A 22,646-nucleotide genomic window follows, 5' to 3' on the forward strand; every position below is an offset into this window, starting at 1 on the left:
GGGGCGCCTCATGCACCCGAGCGGACGCGCTCGCCGAGCTCTCGCGGCCCTGGGGTGCCTGGTGCTGGCGGCTTCCGGGGTGGCTGCGTGCTCGGGTGGGGACGGCCCGGGCACGACGCTCGACGCGTTCCTCGACGGCTGGCGCGGCGGCGACCTGAGCAAGGTCGGCTTCGTGACGGCGGCCGGCGGCAGGATCTCGGCCAAGGACGCGTACGCGGCGATCCAGAGCCTCTCCGGCGACCTGGCGAAGTCCTCCCTGCTGCTGTCCAAGCAGGGCGAGCCCAAGGAGACCGGGGACATCGCGTCCGCACCCATCAAGCTCGACTGGACGCTGCCGGGCGGCGCCGCGTGGTCCTACCAGAGCACGGTACGGCTGACCAAGGCCGGGTCCGACGGCTGGCGGGTGGTCTGGGAGCCGGCCGTCGTACACGGAGAGCTCACCGACGGTGACCGCCTGGAGCTGCGCCGCAGGCCGGCCGACCGGGCCGACATCCTCGGCGCCGACGGCGCACCGATCGTGACGCAGCGGCCGGTCACCGTCGTCGGGGTCAGCCCCGAGCAGATGACCGATCGCGACAAGGTGCTGGACGGCCTCTCCGCCGAGCTGAAGAAGATCAAGGTCAGCCTGGACCGCAAGGACCTCGAGACCCGCATCGAGGGCTCCAAGCCGGACGCGTTCGTCGACGTGATCACGCTGCGGCAGGCCGACTTCGCCAAGGTGCGCAAGCGGATCCTCGACCTCGAAGGCACGCTCACCCGCGAGGACGTGCGCGAGCTCGCCCCCACCCGGGCGTTCGCCCGCGCCTCGCTCGGCACGGTCGACACGGCCACCCGGGAGGATCTCGACGCCAACCCGGAGACGCTCGCACAGGGCGACCAGGTCGGGCACAGCGGGCTTCAGCAGCGCTACGACACCCGGTTGCGCGGCACCCCGGGGCAGTCCGTGGTGATCGCCCGCAAGACCCCGGACGACAAGGTCGAGGACACGCAGCTCCACAGCATCGAGCCCGTCGCGGGGGCGCCGGTCAGGACCACGCTCGACACCCGTACCCAGAACGCCGCCGACCGGGCCGTCGCCACGGTGAAGCAGCCCAGCGCGCTGGTCGCGGTCAAGATCAGCGACTCGTCGGTGGTCGCCGTGGCGAACGGGCCCGACGGCGGCGGCACCGACACCGCCCTGACCGGCCAGGTGCCGGCCGGCTCGACCTTCAAGATGGTGTCCGCGCTCGGTCTGCTGGACAAGAAGGCGGTCACCCTCGACGCCCGCGTCGACTGCCCGAAGACCAAGACGGTGAACGGCCGCGAGTTCAAGAACTCGCACGACATGGCCCTGGGCTCGGTGCCGTTCCGGACGGACTTCGCCCAGTCGTGCAACACCGCGTTCGTCAACCTGGCCCCCAAGCTCGGCGCCGACGGGCTCCGCGACGCGGCGGCCAAGCTCGGCCTGGGCGCCAAGTGGGACCTCGGCGCCGACTCGTTCACCGGAAAGATCTCCCCGGCGGACACCCCGACCGAGCTGGCGGCGGCCTCCTTCGGTCAGGGCGCCACGGCGGTGAGCCCGCTCGCGATGGCCGGCGCGACGGCGGCGGTCGCGCGCGGCCGCTTCCGGCAGCCCCGGCTGGTGCTGGACCCGGCCCCGCCGAACGCGCTGCCGGACGGACCGCCGCTCACGGCGTCGTCGGTCACGCCGCTGCGGACGATGATGCGCCAGGTCGTCACGGACGGCACCGCGGAGGCACTGAAGGACGTGCCGGGCGAGCCGGTGCACGGCAAGACGGGCACGGCCGAGTTCGCGAACGGCTCCGCGGACACGCACGCCTGGTTCATCGGCTGGCAGGGCGACCTCGCGTTCGCGGTGCTGGTGCAGAAGGGCGGCGCCGGCGCGGAAGCAGCGGTCCCGATCGCCGAAACCTTCCTGCGCTCCCTGCGGAGCGCCTTCTGAGCGCCCGTCACCAGGCGCCGACCGCTTGATTGCCCGATCACTCCCGCACCGGGAGGCTCGGGCGCTCCGGCCTCGGGGAAGCAGCCATCCCGCCCGCCATCGACCCGGGCAAGCCGAGCGGACGGCAGACGGGATGGCTGCAGGCAGGCAGCACAGTGAGCTGCCGATCATCTGAGCTTCGGTCACCCCCGTGGCACCGCATGCTCAGGATGTCGATGATCCCCAGAGCTGCTCGACCGTCGTCCGCAGCACTCTGGCGATCTTGATCGCCAGGTAGACGGAAGGCGCGTAGTCCCCGGTCTCCATGGCGATGATCGTTTGTCGGCTGACCTGGACCTTCGCCGCCAGGTCCTGCTGGGTCAGGCCGGCGTCCCGGCGGGTCCGGCGGATCAGGACGCCGGCGGTGCCGTCATGGGTGCTCGACCGCACCGGGCCGGAAGGGGGCGCCATCACTCAGCCTCCGGAACTGCAGTGGCCTCGCGACGGCGGCGCCGGATGGTCATGAGGCCCAGCAGGAGAACGCTGGCCGCTGCGACGACGAGGATCGCGATCAGGGCGACGACGTGGGCGGCGGAGTCGACGACGGCGTACACGGCACCGACGGCGAACAGGAGATAGGGCACCACGCCCATCGCCGTTACGGCGATGCGCTTGCGAGACCACCTCGCCGGCATGGTCTCCACCCGGCGCCGCTGCACATAGGAGTTGGAGATCAGCATCGGCAGGTAGTTCGCTACGAGAACCACCGCCAGCGGCACGACGGCGGGTCGCCCGAGAGTCCACACCATGACCGCCGAAACCAGTGGCACGACGGGCCACTGGAGGGAAGCGGCGATCGCCGTGCCCTCGTACCAGCGCAACCGTTCCCGTTCATCGCCGTAGAGGTCGCCGTCGGGGTCGAGGGCCCAGTGGGCGATACGGTCGATCACCGTCGTCCGCCCCTCTCGACGTCGCGGTCGTCTCATGGGCCCAGCTTGAGGTAAAGTTCTCCTGACGTCAAGTTGTCTTAACCCGCGGGGTCTCAGCTGCCCGCGAGCTCGACGCGGTCCTTCGCGGTGGTGCCGCTGACGTAGGCGCGCGCGCCGAACGCGCCGACCGCCGCCTGCACCACGACCCCCGTCCAGGTCAGGGGGTGGTGCTGGGCGATCTGGACGATCGTCGGGAGGCCCAGCAGGAGCACGTCGAGGCCCGCGAGCGCCGCGATCACCGGGCCGGTCGCCACCGAGCCCATCGGGGTGTCCAGGGGCATCAGGGAGTTGTCGACGAAGCCGGTGCGGCCCTTGCGGACCGCGGCCACCGCGCCGACCGGGCCGAGGGCGAGGCCCAGCGCCCACCACGGCCCCGGCGGCAGGCGGTCGAGGGCGTGCAGGAGAGTGAGTGCCGCGGCGTACCAGGCGGCGGCGAGGACTCCCGGGACCCAGAGGCGTTGCAGCACCACCGCTCGGGAGCTCAGACCCAGCATGCGCAGCATCCACGGGTTGCCCGCGTCGGTGCGGACGGCCGCCGCCGTCACGCCGCCGGCGAGGAGGCCACCGGCGAGGGTCGCGAGCGCGAGGGCCCAGGGCGGGGCGCCGCCCAGCAGGGCCGGGAGGGCGGTCGCCGCGACCAGCCACAGCAGACGGCGGGGCCGGCGGCGCACCATCAGCAGGTCCTGGGCCACCAGGACGGGCAGCCGGGCCGGGAGGCGTACCGACCTCAGCTTGCGGTGGGCCCAGTAGCGGCGTTCCACCATCTCGGTGACGAACGACGGCTCCACGCCGTACGCGGAGTCCCAGAGCGTGCCGGCCGTGCGGGACGCCTCCAGGATGCGGTCGTTGGGCGTACGGGCGAGGCCGCGTACGGCGACGAGCAGCAGCACCGCGACGACCAGCGCGACGGCCGCCGTGGCACCGGCCACGACGGAGGTCGCGGGCCAGCCGGGGGCCGTGCCGGGCGTGAACCCGGCCGAGTCCGCGACCAGGCCGCCCAGCCCCGCGGCGAGCAGCAGGTAGGCGAGATCGTCCGACCGGGCCGACCACCAGCGGTCCGCCTGCGCGGCCAGAGCCGTCAGGAGCAGGGCGACGCCGGCCAGCGCGCCGACCGCGGGCAGCAGCGTGGCGGCGGCCGGCACCGGGCGGGCGGTGGCGTGCCCGAGGATCGCGAACCCGCCGAGCGCGCCCGTGACGGCCGCGCCGGCGGCCGCGAACCACAGTGACGGCAGGAGCAGCCGGCGGCGGCTGACCGGCGCCGTGAGCAGCCACGAGGCGGCCGGGCGGCTCAGCGCCAGCGGGCCGAGGCGGCGCAGGAGCAGATAGGTGCCGCCCGTCAGGGCCACGGCGATCGCGGTGGCGGCGAGGAGGGACGCACGCGGTGTGCCGGGCCAGAGGACGACCATGAGCTGCTTGTGCAGCATCCCGCCGACGATCGCGACGAAGAGCACGGCGAAGTAGACGTTGCCGAGCGTCTCACCGCGCCCGCGGTGTGCCGACTGGGCGCGCCGCACCCACGCGCGGACCTCCCCGACCCCGACGACCGCCGTCATGCCGGGGCCAGATCGGCCATGCCGGTGACCACGGCGCCGGCCGCGGCGGCGAAGGCGTCGTCGTGGCTCGCCATCAGGATGGTGCCGCCGTCCTTGCGGTACGCCGCGAGCAGCTCCGCCACCGTCGCCCGGCCCTCGGGATCGAGGCGCTGCTCGGGCTCGTCGAGGACCAGCAGCCGGCTCGGGCGCAGCAGGGCCAGGGCCAGGGTGAGCCGCTGCTTCTGGCCGGACGACAGCGACGGCGGCATCGCGTCCGCGTGGGTGCCGATGCCGAACCGATGGAACGTCTCGTCCACGCCGGCCTGCGCCGGGTCCGTGCCGTGCGCGCGGCACACCAGCTCGGCGTGCTCGCGGGCGGTCAGGCCCGGATACCAGGTGGGCGGCTCGACCGTGGTCGCGACCGCCCGCCAGAACTCCGGCGTGGACCCGGGCGGGCCGCCGAGGACCTCGATCTCACCCGCATCCGGCCGCTGGAGGCTGGTGATGCAGCGCAGCAACGTGGACTTGCCGATGCCGTTCTCGCCGGTGATGCAGACTCCGGCGCCGGCCGGCACGGTGAGCTCGACGTCGACCAGCACCGGGGTCGAGCCGTAGCTCACCGACAGGCCGCGGACGGCGATCGCAGGTTGCTGATCCACCGGCCAGACGGTAGCAAACGCCTCCTTATGGGCGGCGGCCGTAGAGCAGCTTGAGGGCCTTGACGATGCGCTGGACCTGGGCCGGGGTGCGTTCGAAGGTCATCGCGGGCAGCATCGACGGCGCCCGGCGCACGGTGATGGCCTTGGGCACGGCGAACTCGCGCAGCCCGTCCTCGCCGTGGATGCGGCCGAAGCCGGAGTCGCCCACGCCGCCGAACGGCAGGTTGGCCATGCCGACGAAGCTCAGCGTCGAGTTCACCGACACCATGCCGGTGCGCAGCCGGCGGGCGATCCGGATGGCGTTGGCCTTGCCGAAGACGGCGCCGCCGAGACCGTACGGCAGCGCGTTGGCCCGCCGCACCGCCTCGTCCGCATCGCTGACCTTGGTGATCGTCAGGGTCGGGCCGAAGGTCTCCTCGCGGATCGCCGCCGAGTCCTCGGGCACGTCGACCAGCACGGTCGGCGCGACGTGCGGCGGCTGCACCGCCTCGGCCCCGCCCACCACGGCCCGGCCGCCGCTCTTCAGGGCGTCGTCGATGTGCCGGCGGACCACGTCGAGTTGGCCGGGCATGGTCATCGGGCCGATGTCCTCGCCGACCGTGAGCTTGCCGGCCTTGGCCGCGACCGCCGCCACGAAGGCGTCGTAGACCGGCGCGACGGCGTACACGCGCTCGATGCCGATGCAGGTCTGCCCGGCGTTGGTCATGGCGCCCCAGACGGCGGCCTCGGCCGCCGCGTTCACGTCGGCGTCGACGTCGACGATCAGCGCGTCCTTGCCGCCGGCCTCGATGACGACCGGCGTCAGGGTCTCCGCGCAGGCGGCCATGACCTTCTTGCCGGTGGCGGTCGAGCCGGTGAAGGCGACCTTGCCGACGCCGGAGCGGCACAGCAGGGCGCCGACGTCGCCGAGCCCGTGCACGGCCTGCAGGACGGGCTGCTCGGGCACCACCTCCGCGAAGGTGTCGACCAGCCACTGGCCGACCACGGGGGTGTACTCGCTGGGCTTGAGGACCACGGCGTTGCCGGCGGCGAGGGCGCCGGAGATCGGGCCCAGCGGGGTGAGGATCGGGTAGTTCCAGGGGCCGATGACGCCGATCACGCCGTACGGCTGGTACTCCAGGTGGCCGGCGTGCTCGGCGAGCAGCAGCCGGGACCGCGTCCGGCGCGGGCCGAGCACGCGGCGGGCGTGGCGGGCGGCCCAGTCGGTGTGCTCGATCGCGGCGCTGGCCTCGACGATGGCGTCGGCGACGGGCTTGCCGGTCTCGGTGTGGGTGAGCGCGGCCAGCTCCTCCAGCCGCTCGGCCAGCAGGGCGCGCCACCTCAGCATCCGGGTCTTGCGCTCCTCGAAGCCCAGGCCGGCCCACCACGCGCCGGCCGCGCGGGCGCGCTCCACGGCGGCGGTGACGGCGGCGGCGTCGGCGACGGGCACGCGCCCCGCCTCCGCCCCGGTCGCAGGACTGGTCGAGATGAGGACGCCGTCCTCGACCACAGGGACTCCGGGAGTACGGGTAGCCGTCATGACGCGAGTCTATGTCGCGTTCGGGGTCCCGGGGCTCCCACGTACGCTTGATAATCATGAGTCCCCGCCGGAATCGCCCCCGCCGTGACGAGTTGCGCCTCGTCCCGGACGAGCGCGTCCGCCGGGGCGTGGAGGGCGTCCAGCAGTACCAGGACGGCGAGTGGATGGTGCGGTCGGTCTTCGGCGGTGCCGCCGTGAAGACGTACCGGTGCCCGGGCTGCGTGCAGGACATCCCGCCGGGGGTGGCGCACGTCGTGGCCTGGCCGGCCGACGACCGCGGCGACGCGTCGGACCGCCGGCACTGGCACACCGGCTGCTGGCGCGCCCGCGACCGGCGCGGCCCGGCGGTGGAACGCTCCCGCAACGCGCCCCGCTACGGGTGACCTGCCGTTCCTGGGGAAAGATCAAGGACGTGACCAAGCAGATCCGCGCGAACTCCGTCCTGCCGGCCCGCCGGGAGGACATCGAACTGCACACCGCCGACGGGCTGACCCTCGTCGGCGAGCTGGCCCGGCCGCTCGACCGCGACCCGGTCGCCACCCTGGTGTGCCTGCACCCGCTGCCCACCCACGGCGGCATGATGGACAGCCACGTCTTCCGCAAGGCGGCCTGGCGCCTGCCCGCCCTGGCCGGCATCGCGGTGCTGCGCTTCAACACCCGCGGCACCTCCAGCGTCCGCGGCACGAGCGAGGGCACGTTCTCCGCGGCGGTCGACGAGAAGTACGACGTGGCGGCCGCCATCGAGTACGCGGAGTTCCACGACCTGCCGCACGTCTGGCTGCTCGGCTGGTCCTTCGGCACCGACCTGACGCTGATGCACGGCCTCGACCCGGTCGTCTCGGGCGCCATCCTGCTGTCGCCGCCGCTGCGCTTCTCCGGCCCCGAGCACCTGGCCGCCTGGGCGGAGGCCGGCAAGCCGGTGACGGCGCTGGTCCCGGAGTTCGACGACTACCTGCGCCCGGATGCCGCGGTCGAGCGGTTCCGGGCGATCCCGCAGGCCGAGGTGGTCGGCGTGCCCGGCGCCAAGCACCTGTGGGTCGGCGACGCCGAGACGGTCCTCGACGAGATCGTGCGCCGGGTCGCCCCGCAGGTCGGCGTGCCGCTGCCGCGCGAGTGGGACGGGCCGATGGAATCCGGGGACATGAACGCGTACGCGGACCGCACCGTGGCCGCCTTCGCGGACGTCCCCGTACCCGGACCGGCCGCCGAGTAGCGCGCCGCCCGCCGCCGCGGCCGGGCACCACCGCCGACAACCCTGGTCGGCCCACCGCCGGTCAGTCCGCGTCGACGCCGACCCGGCTCGCGCTCGGGCGGGAGGTCACCTTGGCCGACGCGGTGATCTTGCCGGGGCTCGCCACCGCGCCGGGCGCGGGCGGCAGGTCCGGCGGCTGCGGCCCGGCCGGCGTCGCCGCCGCCGCGGGCTGGGATGCGACCGGGGCGGTCCCCGTGACCGGCGCCGAGCCGGTGGCCGCGGCCGCCGCGCCGGCGGCCGCGGTGCCCGGCGCCGTGCCGCTGGCGCCCCCCGCCGCCGGGGCCGGGCTCGCCGTGGCGGCGGGCGAACCGGACCCCTGCGAGCCCGGAGCGGCCGCGTCGCCGGTGTCGTCGGTGTCGTCCTCCGGCGCGGCCGCCGCCGCGAGGACCGCCGCCGCGGCCAGCTCCGCCACCCGCTTGGCTTCCTTCTGCACCTGGCGGCGGACGTCGGCGGCGTGGCGCTCGGCGGCCTCGCCCGCGCGCTTGGCCTCCGCGACCTTCGTCAGCTCCGCCTCGAGCTCGCGCGTGACCTCGGCGAGGCGCTGCTGCACCCGCTCGGCCTCGCGTTCGGCGACCTTGCGGCGCTCGGCGGCCTCGGTGGCCTTGCGCTCCGACTGGGTGACCTTGGCCCGCGCCGCCTCCAGGTCCCGGCCGGCCGCGGCGATCTTGTCCTGCTGCGACGCGATCTCCTTGCGGACGGCGGTGGCCTGCTCGTCGGAGCGGCGCAGGACCTCTTCGGCGTACTTGTCCGCCTCGCTGCGCAGGTCGGCGCACTGCTTCTCGACGGCGGTGCGCATCTGGCCGAGCTCCTGCACGACCTCCTGGCGGCGCTGGCCCACCTCGCGCTCGACCTTGGCCTTCAGCTCGGCGTGCTCGCGGTCGGCGTCGGCGCGCTGCTTGGCGATCTCCTGCTGGGCCTGGTCGCGCAGGGCCTTGATCTCCTGCTCGGCCTGCAGGCGGGTGGACTTGGCGTAGCCGTCCGCCTCGGCGCGGACCCGCTGGGCCTCCTGCGCCGTGCGCTCGGTGAGCTGCTGGGCCTCGGCGCGGGCGCGGGTCAGCGTCGCCTCGGCCTCGGCGCGCATCTGCTCGGCGGACTGGCGGCTGGCGGCGAGCGCCTTCTCCGCGGCGGCCCGGCGGGCGGCGTCGGCCTTCTCCTCGTCGGCCCGGCGGGCGGCGAGGGCGATCTCGAAGTCCCGGATGCCGTCGTGCGCGTGCGCCTCGGCCTCGGCGCGGATGCGCTCGGCCTCGGCCAGGCGGGCGGCGATGTCGTCGGTGGCGGAGTTCTTGATGTCCGCCGCGACCTCCTCGGCCTTGGCGAGGATCTCCTCCACCTTGGGGCCGAGGTGGCGGAACGACACCTCGGCGCCGACGCCGGGCTGGCGGCGCGCCTGGGCCAGCTCCTGCTGGAGCCGGTCGAGCTGGCCCATCAGCGCCTGGTTCTGCAGTTGCGCGCCGTCCCGCTCGCTGATCAGCGTGGCGATCTCGGTCTCGGCGCGGGCGACGTAGCGCTCGACCTGTTTCTTCTCGTAACCCCGCAGGGCGGTCTCGAAGCTGGGCTCCGGTGGCGTCTCTCCACCGAGACCGAAGATTTCCCCGCCGTGCGACATGTCGTCCATCCTCACATACGCATCGTCCCGGGACGTGTGGATACACACCGGCCTACCAGGACTGTGCGCTTAGTCGCAGTTGTCTGGTATCGAGCTGCCTGCAAGAAACGTCAAGGGCCGCACCGGGAACTCCCGGTACGGCCCCGCACACAGGTCTCGCAAAGCCGGCCCGGTTCTCTAACCGTTGCGCACCCGCCTGGGTGGCGCAACCGGACACCGAGTGGCGAAAATACTCAGCTCGTCTTCGCGGCCGCCCCGGTCTTGCCCGCCTCGGCGTCCCCGCCGGCGGCCCGCTGGGCGGGTGCCTCCGGCTTGGCGGCCTCGCCCTTCTGGGCTCCCTCGGCCTTCTGCACGGTCTCCGCGGCCTTGGCGGCGGCACCGACGGTGGGCACCAGGCCGGACAGGCCGGAGAGCATCTGGCCGAGCTGGTTGGTGACGGCGTCCTTCTGCCGGGTGAGGTCCTCGACCTCCCGCTTGGCGGCCTGCGTGGTGAGCTCGGCCTCCTGCCGCGCCTCGCTCAGCAGGCGCTGCGACTCGCTGCGCGCCTCGCTGACCGTCTTGTCGGCGAGAGCGCGGGCCTTCTCGACCGTCTCGACCGCGGTGCGCTCGGACTCGACGCGGCGCGACTCGGCGCGCTGCTCGATCTCCTTGGCGCGGTCCTCGGCGGCGCGGGCGCGCTCCTCGGCCTCGGCGACCATCCGCTGGGTGGCGTTGACCTGGGCGGCGTGCCGCTCGGACTCCTCGCGCTCCGCCTTCTCCCGGCGCTCGGCGATCTCCAGGGCCAGCGCCTGCAGGTCCTTGTCGCGCTTGTCGCGCGAGTCGGTCAGCAGCTTGGTGGCCTCGGCGCGCTTCTCCTCGGCCTCCCGGGCCGCCTTGGCGCGCAGCTGGGTGATCTCGCGCTCGGCCGTGGCCCGCAGCGAGGCCACCTCCCGCTCGACGGTCGACTTCAGCTCGGCGACCTCGTGGGCGGTGACCGTACGCAGCTGCTTGGTCTCGCGGTCGGCGTCGGAGCGCAGCGTGTCGGCCTCGCGCCGGGCCTGCACCCGGGCCTCGGCGGCTTCGCGTTCCGCGTGCGTCCGGACCTGCCCCGCCTCGCGCTCGGCGGTCGCCTTCATGGCGGCGGCCTCGGCGCGAGCCTTGTCCGTGATCTCGCGCGCTTCCAGCCGGGCCGCGGAGAGGATGCCCTCGGACTCTCGCTTGGCCTCGCTGCGGTGGTCGTTCGCCTGCTCCTCGGCCAACCGCAGGATCTGCTCGACCCGGGTGCCCAGCCCGGAGAGCGTCGGCCGATTGTTCTCCTCGAGCAGCTTGTTACTGTCCGCGAGTTTCTGCTCGAGGGCGTTCAGGCGCTGCTCCGCCTGCCGCAGGCGGCGCTGCGCGTCGTTCATCCGCTGCTCGGCCTCGCCGCGGGCCTGCTCGGACTGGTTCAGGGCGGCGACCAGCCGGCCTAGGTGGGCATCCACCTGCCCGCGGTCGTATCCACGCAGGACAACCGTGAAGTCGTGCTGCGAATTTGCGGTTTCGAAGAACGCGAGGTTGGCATCCGGCTGCTGGGGCATTGCGACATACTGGCAGACCCCCCAGGGGGATACGCAAGACCGTACGGGCCGGGTAATCCGGCCCGAGATCGCCTTCTGACCGGCCGCGCGGGGGCCCGATGGGCCATTCGGGCGGCGCCGTTCGGAGGACCCCCGCAGAGCGTTGCCGCGCCGCTACCTGCTGTGCAGCGGGAAAAAGAAAGATCGTCCCACAGCGGGTCCCGGCGGCGCTCCTCGATGCCGACGATCCTGCCAGCCCGCGGCGGCGTCGTCAGGACGTTTCACCCTGAAGACTGACGAATCAGGCAGGCTCCACGAGCTCCACGAGCACCCCGCCGGCATCCTTCGGGTGCACGAAGTTGATCCGGGAGCCGGCCGTCCCCCGCTTCGGCTCGTCGTAGAGCAGGCGGAGCCCCCGGGCGCGCAGCGCGGCGCTCGCCGCCTCGACGTCGCGCACCGTGTAGGCCAGCTGCTGCAGCCCCGGCCCGGCGCGGTCGAGGAACTTGGCGATCGCCGAGTCGGGCCGCAGCGGGGCGAGCAGCTGAATGCGCGCGCCGGTGCCGTCCGCGTCGGCGGCCACCATCGCCTCGCGTACGCCCTGCTCTTCGTTCGTCTCCTGGTGCACGCAGCGCAGCCCGAAGGTCTGCTCGTAGAAGGTGATCGCCTCGTCGAGATCCGCCACGGCGATGCCGACGTGATCGATACGCAGGATGCCGACGGCCGGTAGGGAGCCCATGCCGGAGAGTGTGACATTGTCGCTGCTGTCCCCGCTGGGTGACGAAAGGCTCATCGGGCTAGTCTGACCTAACCATCGTTCAGGCGTCGCGGCCGGTCCCCCGAGGGGCGCCGCCGCGTCCCTGCTCCACCCCGTCGTAGCTATCCACAAAGCCACCCGAAAGCGGAGCTTCCGTGACCAGTTCGGTGATCGTCAGCGGCGCCCGTACCCCCATGGGCCGCCTCCTCGGAAACCTCAAGAACGTTCCGGCCACCACCCTGGGCGGCTATGCGATCGCCGGCGCGCTGGAGCGCGCCGGGGTGAGCCCGGAGCAGGTGCAGTACGTGATCATGGGCCAGGTGCTGCAGGCGGGCACCGGGCAGATCACCGCGCGGCAGGCCGCGGTGGCCGCGGGCATCCCGATGACGACCCCGGCCGTGACCGTCAACAAGGTGTGCCTCTCCGGCATCGACGCCATCGCGCTGGCCGACCAGCTCATCCGGGCCGGCGAGTTCGACATCGTGGTGGCCGGCGGCATGGAGTCCATGACCAACGCGCCGCACCTGCTCATGGGCCAGCGCCAGGGCAAGAAGTACGGCGACATCCTGGTCCGCGACCACACCGCCTACGACGGCCTGATGGACCCGTGGGACGGCATCTCCATGGGCGAGTCGACCGAGCGCAGCGGCAAGGAACTGAACATCACCCGGGCCGAGCAGGACGCCTTCGCCGCGCTCAGCCACCAGCGCGCGGCCACGGCCCAGAAGAACGGCCACTTCGCCGAGGAGATCGTGCCGGTCAAGACCGGACAGCGCGGCGTCGACGTCGTGGTCGACACCGACGAGGGCGTACGCCCCGACGCCACCGCCGAGTCGCTGAGCGGCCTGCGCCCGGCCTTCGCCAAGGACGGCACGATCACCGCGGGCAGCGCCTCCCCGATCTCCGACGGCGCCGCCGCGGTCGTCGTGATGAGCAAGGCCAAGGCCGAGGAGCTGGGCCTCACCTGGCTCGCCGAGATCACCGCGCACGGCAACGTCGCCGGCCCGGACAGCTCGCTGCAGGCCCAGCCGGCGAACGCCATCAAGCACGCCCTCGGCAAGGCCGGGATGACCGTCGCCGACCTCGACCTCATCGAGATGAACGAGGCGTTCGCCCAGGTCGTCATCCACTCGATGCGCGAGCTGGGGGTCGGCGAGGAGATCGTCAACGTCAACGGCGGCGCCATCGCGCTGGGCCACCCGATCGGCATGTCCGGCGCGCGGCTCGTGCTGACCCTGGCGCTGGAGCTCAAGCGCCGCGGCGGCGGCACCGGCGCGGCGGGCCTGTGCGGCGGCGGCGGCCAGGGCGACGCCCTGATCATCAAGGTACCCTCGGCGGCATGAGTGGCGGCGGCGGCGAGGCCGCGGTGACCGCGGCCTCCCCGGCCGGCGGCGCGAAACGCCTCAAGGACGTCCCCACGCTGGTCGCCCGGGCCCGCGACGGTGACCCGCGGTCCGTCGCGCGGCTGATCAGCATGGTCGAGAACGGCGACCCCCGGCTGGCCGAGGTCGCCGCGGCGCTGGCTCCCTACGCCGGCCGCGCCCAGGTCGTCGGCCTCACGGGCTCCCCCGGCGTGGGCAAGTCCACCACCACCAACGAGCTGGTCCGCGCCCTGCGCCGGGCCGGGCACCGGGTGGGCGTGCTGGCCGTCGACCCCTCCAGCCCGTTCACCGGCGGAGCGATCCTCGGCGACCGGGTGCGCATGCAGGAGCACACCACGGACCCGGGCGTCTACATCCGCTCGATGTCCAGCCGGGGCCAGCTCGGCGGGCTGGCCGCGGCCACACCGCAGGCGGTCCGCGTGCTCGAGGGCGCGGGCTGCGACGTGGTGCTCGTCGAGACGGTCGGGGTCGGCCAGGCCGAGGTGGAGATCGCCTCGCTGGCCGACACCACCCTGGTGCTGCTGGCCCCGGGCATGGGCGACGCCATCCAGGCGGTCAAGGCCGGCATCCTGGAGATCGCCGACGTCTTCGTGGTCAACAAGGCGGACCGGCCGGGCGCCGACGCGACCTACCGCGACATCCAGGGCATGCTCGGCCTCGGTGAGCGCGGCCCGGGCGACTGGCGCCCGCAGGTCGTGCGCGCCACCGCGGTCAAGGGCGAGGGCATCGACGACGTGGTCGCGGCCATCGCGAAGCACCGCGAGTGGCTCGAGAAGAGCGGCTCGCTGCGCGCCGCGCACGAGAAGCGGGCCGCCGTCGAGGTCGAGGCGATCGCCCTGGGCACGCTGCGGGCCCGCATGGGCTCCCTGCACGAGGGTACGGCGCTCGCCAAGCTCGCGGCCCAGGTGGCCGACGGCGCGATCGACCCGTACGCGGCGGCCGAGGCCCTCCTCGCCGAGCTCGGCGACCGCCGCTGACCCACCGCGGCCCCGGCGCCGACCCACCGCCCGGATCCTCGCGCATCAACCGGTTCGAGTTCCTCAAGTTCGTGCCCCGGTGGCCGATGGGAGGAGCCACACTCTCGCCCACCCCGGCGGGCAGTGGACCGGAAGAGGGTACCCATGGGCCGACAGTGGGCAGCGCAGCCGAGGTGGCGCGCCGACCCCGTGCTCGCGGGCCTCGTCCTGGTGATCCTCGGTGCCATGCTGGGCGCCTGGCCGGGGCTGGTCCCGGTCGCCGTCCAGGTGACGGTCTTCTGGCTGATCCTCGCCGTGGTCTTCGGCAGCTTCGTGCGGTCGTCGTGGCGCGTCGCGCGGCTCGCCGGTCCGGCGGCGGGCGCCGGTCGCCCCGAGGCGGCGCGGGCCCGCGCCCGGCAGAGCATGTGGCGGCTGTTCACGGTCGCCGGCGTCGTGCTGGTCGGCGGCACCCTGGCGCAGCTCGTGACGGTCGTCGGCAACCCGCTGGCGCCGGTCGCCTCGACCGGGACCGGCGCACAGATCGGCTCCCTCGCCGTCGCGATGGGGCTCGTCGTGGTCGGGATGCTGCGCCACCCGCTCGGCGACCTGAGCGCGGCGGAGACGTTCCGGCTCCGCATCGACGTCGCCACGGTGATGGCGGCCGCACTGACCTTCGGACTGTGGCTCGCCGAGCTGCCGCCCGGATCCCGGGACCTCGGGTGGATCACCCGGACCTCGCTGACGCTGCTGGTCCAGCCCGGCCTCTTCCTCGTGGTGATCTTCGCCGTCGTCAAGGTCACGCTGGGCGGCCAGTCGCCGTTCACCCGCTCGGCCGGCATCCTCGGCGGCGTCGCCGCCACGCTGCAGGCGATACTGCAGGCGGTTCCCCTCTCCATGTACGCGCAGCCGCCCACGCAGTCGTGGCTGCTGGCGGCCAACGTGCTGACGAGCGGCCTGCTCGCGATCGCCGTCCGGGTGCAGGAACGCCGCATCCGCGCCGCGGCCCCGGTCGCCGCGCGGGAGGCGGTACGCCCGTACAGCCTGTTGCCGTACGGCGCGATGGGGGCGGTCTGGTCGCTGACCGCCGTGGTGCTGGCGCTGCACGGGCTGGACACCCGGACCTGGGTGGTCGCCACCGGCGCCATGGTGACCACGACGCTGGTCGTCGGCCGGCAGGTGGCCGCCTTCCGGCACATCGCCGAGCTGCTGCGCGAGCGCGACGAGCTCGCCGCCCAGCTCACCGAGCTCGCGTTCTACGACGGACTGACCCGGCTCGCCAACCGCGGCCTGTTCATGCGGCGCCTGCACGACGCCCTCGCCGCCGGCCCGGCGACCGTCTTCCTCATCGACCTCGACGAGTTCAAGCCGGTCAACGACGCGTACGGGCACGCCGCCGGCGACCAGTTGCTGATCGAGGTGGGACGGCGGCTGCGGGCCTGCGTCCGCGACGGCGACACGGTCGCGCGGCTGGGCGGTGACGAGTTCGCCGTCCTCGTGGAGGGCCTGTCCGCCGACCGGCGCGACGAGCTCGCCGGCCTGCTGGCGCAGGCGTTGAGCGGGGAGGTCCGGATCGGCGCGGCCGTCGTGCCGCTGCGGGCGAGCATCGGCATGGCCACCGGGCGGCACGGCGTGCACGACCCGGACAGCCTGCTGCACGAGGCCGACATGGCGATGTACGCGGTCAAGGACCGGCACCGCGCGCTCCTGGACACCGAGCGCGGGTAGGGAAATCGACGAACGCCGGTACCTCCAGGGTCACGCAGCGGTGATGGCTGGTAGCCTTGCCGCCCTCTGACCCGGGAGGAAGGACGCCATGCGTACGAAACTGCCCGCTCTTGCCGCGGCCGGCCTGCTCGCCCTCTCCGGCGTGTCCGCCTGCACGGACGGGAAGGCTGACGGCGCGGCGTCCGGCGGCAGCGGCAACCGCGCCGCGGGCGCGGGCAAGGTCGGCGTGATCCTGCCCGACACCACGACCTCGCAACGGTGGGGCACCGACGATCCCAAGCTGCTGAAGGCGGCGTTCGCCGAGGCGGGCGTGCCCGTGGACATCCAGAACGCCCAGGGCGACAAGGCGCACTTCCAGCGCATCGCCGACAGCATGATCGCGGGCGGCGTGCGGGTGTTGATGATCGTCAACCTGGACTCGGTCAGCGGCAAGGCCGTGCTCGACAAGGCCCGGGCCCGGGGCATCAAGACCATCGACTACGACCGGCTGACCCTCAACGGCGGCGCCGACTACTACGTCAGCTTCGACAACGTCGCGGTCGGCGAGATGCAGGGCAAGGGACTCGTGCGGTGCCTGACGGAGCAGGGCGCCCGGGTCCCGATGGTGGCCGACCTCAACGGTTCGCCCACCGACCACAACGCCACCCAGTTCAAGGAGGGCTACGAGTCGGTGCTGCAGCCGCGGTACGACAGCGGCACCTACCTCAAGGGCCCGGACCAGTCGATCGACGACTGGGACACCCACATGGCCGAGATCGTCTTCCGCGAGATGTGGTTCCGGACCGGCAAGAAGATCCGCGGTGTGCTGGCGGCCAACGACGGCCTGGGCAACGCGGCGATCTCCGTGCTGAAGCAGGACGGGATGAACGGCAGGGTCCCGGTCACCGGCCAGGACGCGACCGTCCAGGGTCTGCAGAACATCCTCGCCGGCGACCAGTGCATGACGGTCTACAAGCCGATCGAGCAGGAGGCCGACGCGGCGGCCGACCTCGCGATCCAGCTGTTCAAGGGCCAGAAGCCGAACCTGGCGGGGTCGGCGGTGAAGGACCCGGAGTCCGGCGCCTACATCCCGGCCAAGCTGCTGGAGCCGCGGCCGATCTTCGCCGAGGACGTCGGCTCCGTCATCCGGGACGGCTTCGTGGAGAGGTCGGCGGTCTGTGCGGGCCGGTTCGCCGCGTTCTGCGCGAAGAACGGCATCAGGTAGGCAGGTCCCCGCCGGCCGGGGCCGCCCGGCGGGCACGGGAGCCGACGGCGAGCCGGTCGATGCCGACGAACGCGAGGCCCAGCAGCCAGAACACCACCGCGAAGAACACCGTGCTGAGCGCCACCCCGCCGTAGCCGAGGTCGTTCACGTCGATGAACGGGTACGGATAGGTGTGGGTGACCAGCCCCCGGATCAGCGCGAAGACCAGGTAGCCCAGCGGGAAGGCGAGCCAGTAGGCGGCGTACCGCAGCTTGAACCGCCGGCGCTCGTCGAAGATCAGCCAGTCCAGGACCGCCAGCAGCGGGACCACGGTGTGCAGCAGCTGGTTGCCGACGGCCTCGGCGGGCGTGCGGTCGTACGGGGCGTTCGCGAAGCCGCTCGCCGGGTTGGCCAGCACGAGGTGGTAGACGAGTCCGGTGATCGCCACGTACAGGGTGACGGCGCCCTTGAGCACGGTCGGCGCGACGCGATTCCCGGCCAGGGTCCAGGCGGCGACGAGCGCGTACGCGATATTGCTCTGGTTCGTGAAATAGGGGAGCATTCCGGTCAGGGTCTGGGGGCCGGAGGCGTTCAGCGTCACCCCGGCGACGACGGCGATGACGCTCACTATCCGCAGGATCTTCACGTATGGCAGGGTAGATCAGCCGTCCGGCCTTAGCGATCGTTCAGCATTGCGCATACGATGTGCGCCATGGACGCAGCCGACATCGCCGCCGGTCGCGAGCGCTGGCAGAAGCGCTACGACGACGCCCGCAAACGGGACGCCGACTTCACCACGCTCTCCGGGGTGAGCCTGGACCCGGTCTACGGTCCCGCCCCCGGTGACACCGTCGACGGGTTCGAGCGGATCGGGTGGCCGGGCGAGTTCCCGTACACCCGGGGTCTCTATCCGACCGGATATCGCGGACGGACCTGGACCATCCGCCAGTTCGCGGGGTTCGGCAACGCCCAGCAGACCAACGAGCGCTACAAGATGATCCTGGCCGCCGGGGGCGGCGGGCTCAGCGTCGCGTTCGACATGCCCACCCTGATGGGCCGCGACTCCGACGACCCGCAGTCGCTCGGCGAGGTCGGCCACTGCGGCGTCGCCATCGACTCGGCGGCCGACATGGACGTGCTGTTCGACGGCATCGAGCTGCAGGACGTCACGACCAGCATGACGATCTCCGGCCCGGCCGTCCCGGTCTTCTGCATGTACCTCGTCGCGGCCGAGCGCCAGGGCGCCGACCTGAGCAAGCTCGACGGCACGCTGCAGACGGACATCTTCAAGGAGTACATCGCGCAGAAGGAGTGGCTCTTCGCGCCCGAGCCGCACCTGCGGCTCATCGGCGACCTGATGGAGTACTGCGCGCGCGAGATCCCCAAGTACAAGCCGCTGTCGGTGTCCGGCTACCACATCCGTGAGGCCGGGGCGACCGCCGCGCAGGAGCTGGCCTACACGCTCGCCGACGGCTTCGGCTACGTCGAGCTGGGCCTGAGCCGCGGGCTCGACGTCAACCAGTTCGCGCCCGGCCTGAGCTTCTTCTTCGACGCCCACGTCGACTTCTTCGAGGAGATCGCCAAGTTCCGCGCCGCCCGCCGCATCTGGGCCCGGCACCTGCGCGACGAGTACGGCGCCACCAGCGAGAAGGCGCTCTGGCTGAAGTTCCACACGCAGACCGCCGGCGTCTCGCTCACCGCGCAGCAGCCGGTCAACAACGTCGTGCGGACGGCCGTCGAGGCCCTCGCCGCGGTCCTCGGCGGCACCAACTCGCTGCACACCAACGCCCTGGACGAGACACTCGCGCTGCCGACCGACGAGTCCGCCGAGATCGCCCTGCGCACCCAGCAGGTGCTGATGGAGGAGACCGGGGTGACCAATGTGGCCGACCCGCTGGGCGGCTCCTGGTACGTCGAGGCGCTCACCGACCGGATCGAGGCCGAGGCGGAGGAGATCTTCGCCCGCATCCGCGAGCTCGGCCACGACGGCACGATGACCTCCGGCATCCTGCGCGGCATCGAGGACGGCTGGTTCACCGCGAACATCGCGGAGGCGGCGTTCGTCTACCAGCAGGCCCTGGAGAAGAACGAGAAGAAGATCGTCGGCGTCAACGTGCACACCGGCACGGTCGCGAAGGACCTCGAGATCCTCCGCGTCTCGCACGAGGTCGAGATCGAGCAGAAGCGCGAGCTGGGTGCCCGCAAGGCCGGCCGCGATCCGGTACGGGTCCAGCAGGCGCTGACCCGGCTGGTCGAGGTCTCCCGCACCGGCGACAACATGATCCCCGCGATGCTCGACGCGGCCCGCGCGGAGGCCACCCTCGGCGAGATCTGCGGCGTGCTCAAGGACGAGTGGGGGATCTACCGGGAACCCGCCCGCTTCTGATGGACAAGTCGGTGTGACGTCCGATATCGCCTGCCCGGCGGCGCGGCGGCCGGCGGTGGGTGCGTGCGAGACTAGGTAACCATGAGCGACCCACGGACCACTCCGTCGATCTTCACCCGCGGCGCGGTCGACCTCGGCGCGCTGCGGCCGGCGAGCAAGCCCGCGCCCTCCGGCCCGGCCGGCGCCGGCGCGGCATCCGCCGGGCCCGCCGCGTCGCCGGCGCCCACCGGCCCCGGCGGGCCGGCCGCCGCGGTGATCGACGTGACCGAAGCGAACTTCCAGACGACCGTGCTCCAGCTGTCCATGACCACCCCGGTCATCCTCGACTTCTGGGCCGACTGGTGCGAGCCGTGCAAGCAGCTCTCCCCGGTCCTGGAGAAGCTCGCCGCCGAGGGCGGCGGCAGCTGGGTGCTCGGCAAGGTCGACGTGGACGCCAACCCGCGGCTCGCCCAGGCGCTGCGGGTGCAGGGCATCCCGATGGTGGTCGCGCTGGTCGGCGGGCAGCTCGTGGAGGGCTTCACCGGCGTGCTGCCCGAGGTGGAGGTCCGCCGCTACGTGGACGCCGTGCTCAAGGCCGGCGGGGTCGAGGTCGCCCCGCCCGAGGACCCGCGGATGGACGCGGCAGACGACGCCCTGATGAGCGGCGACCTGGACGCGGCCGAGGCGGCGTACAAGAAGATCCTCGCCGAGTCGCCGCAGGACCGCGCGGCCGAGTCCGGCCTCGCCCAGGTCGAGCTCTACCGCCGGGTCGCCGGCGCGGACGCGGCGAGCGTGCTGGCCCGGGCCGCGGCGGACCCCGACGACCTCGAGGCGCAGCGGCTCGCCGCCGACATCGAGGTCCTCAGCGGACAGGCGCCCGAGGCCTACGAGCGCCTGGTCGCCGCCGTCAAGCGGTCCACGGGCGACGATCGCGACGCCGTACGCAAGCATCTGCTGTCCCTGTTCGCCGTCGCCGGGCCGGACGACCCGGCGGTCGCGAGTGCCCGCCGTGCTCTAGCCCGCGCGCTCTTCTAGCCAGGTACGGGGGGCTCCATGCGCCGCATCGCCGTGCTCGACGCACCGTCCAATCTCGGACTGCGCCCGCCGACCGCGACGTCGGTGCCGGGCTGCGCCAAGGCACCTGGAGCCCTTCGCGACCACGGTCTGCTGCGCCGGCTGCACGCCCGCGACGCCGGCTGCCTGACGCCGCCGCGCTACGACCCCGGCGACTGGCGGCCGGGCGACGGCGTCTGCCACGCCCCCGAGATCGCGCTCTACTCCCGGCGCCTCGCCGACCGCATCGGCGAGATCATCGACGAGGGCGAGTTCCCGGTGGTGCTGGGCGGCGACTGCTCCATCGTGCTCGGCTCGGCGCTGGCCATGCACCGCCTCGGCGAGGCCGTCGGCGGCCGCATCGGGCTGGTCTTCGTCGACGGCCACTCCGACTTCCGCCACCCCGGCAACGCCTCGTACGTCGGCGCGGCCGCCGGCGAGGATCTCGCCCTGGTCACCGGCCGGGGCCAGGCCGACCTGGCGGCGATAGAGGGACGGCGGCCGTACTACCGCGACATCGACGTGGTGGTGATGGGCATCCGCGCCCAGGACGAGTACCGCCTCGACCTGCAGGCGGCCGGCATCGTGACCCGCCCGGTGCCGACCCTGCGCGTGGAGGGCGCGGCCCGCAGCGCGCAATGGGCCCGGGAACAGCTCGTGGACTGCGCGGGCTACTGGGTGCATCTCGACGTCGACGTGCTGGACCCGGCGGTCATGCCGGCCGTGGACGCCCCGGAGCCGGGCGGCATCGCCTTCCCCGAGCTGGAGCTGCTGCTGGCCGGCCTGGTGGAGTCGCCGCACTGCCTGGGCGTGGAGATCACCGTCTTCGACCCCGACTACGACCCCGACGGCTGCTACGCGGAGGAGATCACCGCGGCGATCGTCGCGGGCCTGAAGTCGGCGCACGCGGTGGACGCCCGGCCGGACCTCGCCGCGGCCCGCGCGGACCTGCTGGCGCCGGGAGCGCCGGGCACGCTCGCCCCGGCCGCACGGGAACCGGCCCTTCCGCCGGCCCCCGCACCGGCCGCCGCCGCACCCGACGACACCCCGGTCGCCGTCCCGGTCGACGCCGTCCCGGTCGACGCCGTCCCGGTCGACGCCGACGCCGTCGATGCGGTCCGGGTCGAGGCCGTCACCGTCGCCGTCGACGCCGTCCCGGTGGACGCCGCCGGCGTCACCGTCGATGTCGTCCCCGGGGACCCTGCCGGCGTCACCGTCGATGCCGTCCCCGTGGATGCCGGCACCGCCGACGACGATGCCGACGACGCCGTCGCCCTGGGTGCCGGCGTCGAGGTGGAGGTCGTCGACGGGGAGCCCGAGCCGGCGGACGACCCCGTGGACGCGGAGCTGGTGGAGGCCGATCCCGCCGAGCCGCCGCTGCGGCCGCTGGGCGCCGCGCCACTGCTCGACTCCGAGCCGCTGCCCGCGACCATGCCCGGCATGCTGCGCCCCCGGCCGGCGGAGGAGTTCTCGCTGCCCGCCCAGCGCCCCGCGTTCGAGCTCGGACACCCCGGCAAGCAGCCTTCTTAGAACAGCGTCAGTTCGTCGCGGTCCATGCCGCGGAGCTTGTTGTAGTCGACGACGACGCAGCGGATGCCGCGGTCCGTGGCGAGGACGCGGGCCTGTGGCTTGATCTCCTGGGCCGCGAAGACGCCCTGGACCGGCGCGAGCAGCGGGTCGCGGTTCATCAGCTCCAGATAGCGGGTGAGCTGCTCGACGCCGTCGATCTCGCCACGGCGCTTGATCTCGACGGCGACCGCGGCGCCGTTCGCGTCCCGGCAGAGGAGGTCGACCGGGCCGATTGCCGTCATGTACTCGCGGCGGACCAGGCTCCAGCCCTCGCCGAAGGTCTCCGGGTGGGCCGCCAGCAGCTCCTGCAGGTGGGCCTCCACGCCGTCCTTGACCAGACCCGGGTCGACGCCCAGGTCGTACGAGGTGTCCTGGAAGATCTCCTCGAGGGTGATCCGCAGCTCCTCGCCGGCCTTGTTGACGACCTTCCACACCCCCGGCGCCTCCTGGAGCTTGCAGGGTGGGCTCATCCAGTTCAGCGGCTTGTAGGCGCGGTCGTCGGCGTGGATGGACACCGACCCGTCGGCCTTGACCATCAACAGGCGCACGGCCGGCGGCAGATGGGCGGAGAGGCGGCCGACATAGTCGACGGAACATTTCGCGATGACCAGACGCACCGCACGAGGGTAGCCTCCGCTCTCCGGCG

At 73.2% G+C, this 22,646-nt stretch carries 20 protein-coding genes; 10 read left to right on the forward strand and 10 right to left on the reverse strand.

Annotated elements, in window-relative coordinates:
- The first annotated feature begins 61 nt into the window (after positions 1–61).
- Entirely contained in the window at positions 62–1,942 is a 1,881-nt protein-coding gene (locus tag IEY99_RS00690; protein WP_308427000.1) for a penicillin-binding transpeptidase domain-containing protein, read from the forward strand.
- 204 nt (positions 1,943–2,146) lie between these two features.
- Here the strand turns inward: IEY99_RS00690 and IEY99_RS00695 are convergent, their stop codons facing one another.
- From IEY99_RS00695 to IEY99_RS00715, 5 genes are read right to left on the reverse strand one after another with little or no spacing between them, the layout of a single operon-like run.
- Positions 2,147–2,392: a helix-turn-helix transcriptional regulator gene (locus IEY99_RS00695; protein WP_189200460.1), complete on the reverse strand. Its 246-nt coding sequence runs from the start codon at positions 2,390–2,392 to the stop codon at positions 2,147–2,149.
- Positions 2,392–2,907: a hypothetical protein gene (locus IEY99_RS00700; RefSeq protein ID WP_194505952.1), complete on the reverse strand. Its 516-nt coding sequence runs from the start codon at positions 2,905–2,907 to the stop codon at positions 2,392–2,394. Before IEY99_RS00700 ends, IEY99_RS00695 begins: the two co-directional genes overlap by 1 nt.
- Positions 2,908–2,963: 56 nt before the next feature.
- Positions 2,964–4,463 carry a DUF6297 family protein gene (locus IEY99_RS00705; protein ID WP_189198716.1) on the reverse strand — a complete coding sequence of 500 codons (1,500 nt, stop codon included), beginning with the start codon at positions 4,461–4,463 and terminating at the stop codon, positions 2,964–2,966.
- Positions 4,460–5,101, reverse strand: coding sequence for an ABC transporter ATP-binding protein (locus tag IEY99_RS00710; protein WP_189198717.1), 642 nt, complete (start codon positions 5,099–5,101; stop codon positions 4,460–4,462). Before IEY99_RS00710 ends, IEY99_RS00705 begins: the two co-directional genes overlap by 4 nt.
- A 25-nt stretch (positions 5,102–5,126) precedes the next feature.
- On the reverse strand, positions 5,127–6,620 hold the full coding sequence (locus tag IEY99_RS00715; RefSeq protein ID WP_189198718.1) for an aldehyde dehydrogenase family protein: 1,494 nt from the start codon (positions 6,618–6,620) through the stop codon (positions 5,127–5,129).
- A 56-nt stretch (positions 6,621–6,676) separates the two neighbouring features.
- On the opposite strand from IEY99_RS00715, the gene IEY99_RS00720 reads away from it, so the two are divergent.
- Both IEY99_RS00720 and IEY99_RS00725 read left to right on the forward strand, forming a co-directional pair.
- A complete protein-coding gene (locus IEY99_RS00720; RefSeq protein ID WP_189198719.1) occupies positions 6,677–7,003 on the forward strand; it encodes an Rv1322 family protein in 327 nt (108 codons plus the stop codon).
- A gap of 29 nt (positions 7,004–7,032) precedes the next feature.
- Entirely contained in the window at positions 7,033–7,833 is an 801-nt protein-coding gene (locus tag IEY99_RS00725) for an alpha/beta hydrolase (RefSeq protein WP_189198720.1), read from the forward strand.
- A gap of 61 nt (positions 7,834–7,894) precedes the next feature.
- Here the strand turns inward: IEY99_RS00725 and IEY99_RS00730 are convergent, their stop codons facing one another.
- The 3 genes from IEY99_RS00730 to mce form a co-directional block, all read right to left on the reverse strand.
- Positions 7,895–9,487 carry a Laminin subunit beta-1 gene (locus tag IEY99_RS00730; RefSeq protein ID WP_229798197.1) on the reverse strand — a complete coding sequence of 531 codons (1,593 nt, stop codon included), beginning with the start codon at positions 9,485–9,487 and terminating at the stop codon, positions 7,895–7,897.
- 224 nt (positions 9,488–9,711) lie between these two features.
- Positions 9,712–11,034 carry a DivIVA domain-containing protein gene (locus tag IEY99_RS00735; RefSeq protein ID WP_189198721.1) on the reverse strand — a complete coding sequence of 441 codons (1,323 nt, stop codon included), beginning with the start codon at positions 11,032–11,034 and terminating at the stop codon, positions 9,712–9,714.
- A gap of 280 nt (positions 11,035–11,314) precedes the next feature.
- Positions 11,315–11,803 carry a methylmalonyl-CoA epimerase gene (gene mce, locus IEY99_RS00740; protein ID WP_189198722.1) on the reverse strand — a complete coding sequence of 163 codons (489 nt, stop codon included), beginning with the start codon at positions 11,801–11,803 and terminating at the stop codon, positions 11,315–11,317.
- Between the two features lie 119 nt (positions 11,804–11,922).
- Here mce and IEY99_RS00745 point away from each other — a divergent pair, with 119 nt between their 5' ends.
- The 4 genes from IEY99_RS00745 to IEY99_RS00760 all read left to right on the forward strand — a co-directional run bounded on the left by IEY99_RS00745 (position 11,923) and on the right by IEY99_RS00760 (position 17,034).
- Positions 11,923–13,110, forward strand: a complete 1,188-nt coding sequence (locus IEY99_RS00745) for an acetyl-CoA C-acetyltransferase (protein WP_189198723.1) — start codon at positions 11,923–11,925, stop codon at positions 13,108–13,110.
- Positions 13,107–14,126, forward strand: coding sequence for a methylmalonyl Co-A mutase-associated GTPase MeaB (meaB, locus tag IEY99_RS00750; RefSeq protein ID WP_189198724.1), 1,020 nt, complete (start codon positions 13,107–13,109; stop codon positions 14,124–14,126). The genes IEY99_RS00745 and meaB overlap by 4 nt, the downstream gene beginning before the upstream one ends.
- 144 nt (positions 14,127–14,270) lie before the next feature.
- A complete protein-coding gene (locus IEY99_RS35045; protein WP_308427001.1) occupies positions 14,271–15,830 on the forward strand; it encodes a GGDEF domain-containing protein in 1,560 nt (519 codons plus the stop codon).
- Between the two features lie 88 nt (positions 15,831–15,918).
- Positions 15,919–17,034 carry a sugar ABC transporter substrate-binding protein gene (locus tag IEY99_RS00760; RefSeq protein ID WP_189198725.1) on the forward strand — a complete coding sequence of 372 codons (1,116 nt, stop codon included), beginning with the start codon at positions 15,919–15,921 and terminating at the stop codon, positions 17,032–17,034.
- On the opposite strand, the gene IEY99_RS00765 is transcribed toward IEY99_RS00760, so the two are convergent.
- Positions 17,027–17,659, reverse strand: a complete 633-nt coding sequence (locus tag IEY99_RS00765; protein WP_229797964.1) for a Pr6Pr family membrane protein — start codon at positions 17,657–17,659, stop codon at positions 17,027–17,029. The two genes, IEY99_RS00760 and IEY99_RS00765, sit on opposite strands and share 8 nt — an antisense overlap.
- A 66-nt stretch (positions 17,660–17,725) precedes the next feature.
- On the opposite strand from IEY99_RS00765, the gene icmA reads away from it, so the two are divergent.
- The 3 genes from icmA to IEY99_RS35170 all read left to right on the forward strand — a co-directional run bounded on the left by icmA (position 17,726) and on the right by IEY99_RS35170 (position 21,961).
- The gene (gene icmA / locus IEY99_RS00770) at positions 17,726–19,399 is read left to right on the forward strand and encodes a coenzyme B12-dependent isobutyryl-CoA mutase large subunit (protein WP_189198726.1); all 1,674 of its coding nucleotides are present in this window, start codon (positions 17,726–17,728) and stop codon (positions 19,397–19,399) included.
- A gap of 81 nt (positions 19,400–19,480) precedes the next feature.
- Positions 19,481–20,413 carry a tetratricopeptide repeat protein gene (locus IEY99_RS00775; protein ID WP_189198727.1) on the forward strand — a complete coding sequence of 311 codons (933 nt, stop codon included), beginning with the start codon at positions 19,481–19,483 and terminating at the stop codon, positions 20,411–20,413.
- Positions 20,414–20,431: 18 nt separating this feature from the next.
- Positions 20,432–21,961 carry an arginase family protein gene (locus tag IEY99_RS35170; RefSeq protein WP_189198728.1) on the forward strand — a complete coding sequence of 510 codons (1,530 nt, stop codon included), beginning with the start codon at positions 20,432–20,434 and terminating at the stop codon, positions 21,959–21,961.
- Here IEY99_RS35170 and nucS read toward each other — a convergent pair.
- Entirely contained in the window at positions 21,958–22,617 is a 660-nt protein-coding gene (gene nucS / locus IEY99_RS00785) for an endonuclease NucS (RefSeq protein WP_189198729.1), read from the reverse strand. The two genes, IEY99_RS35170 and nucS, sit on opposite strands and share 4 nt — an antisense overlap.
- Positions 22,618–22,646 lie beyond the last annotated feature (29 nt).

Source organism: Couchioplanes azureus (assembly GCF_014648355.1).
In the GTDB taxonomy this organism is placed as follows: Bacteria; Actinomycetota; Actinomycetes; order Mycobacteriales; family Micromonosporaceae; genus Actinoplanes; species Actinoplanes azureus.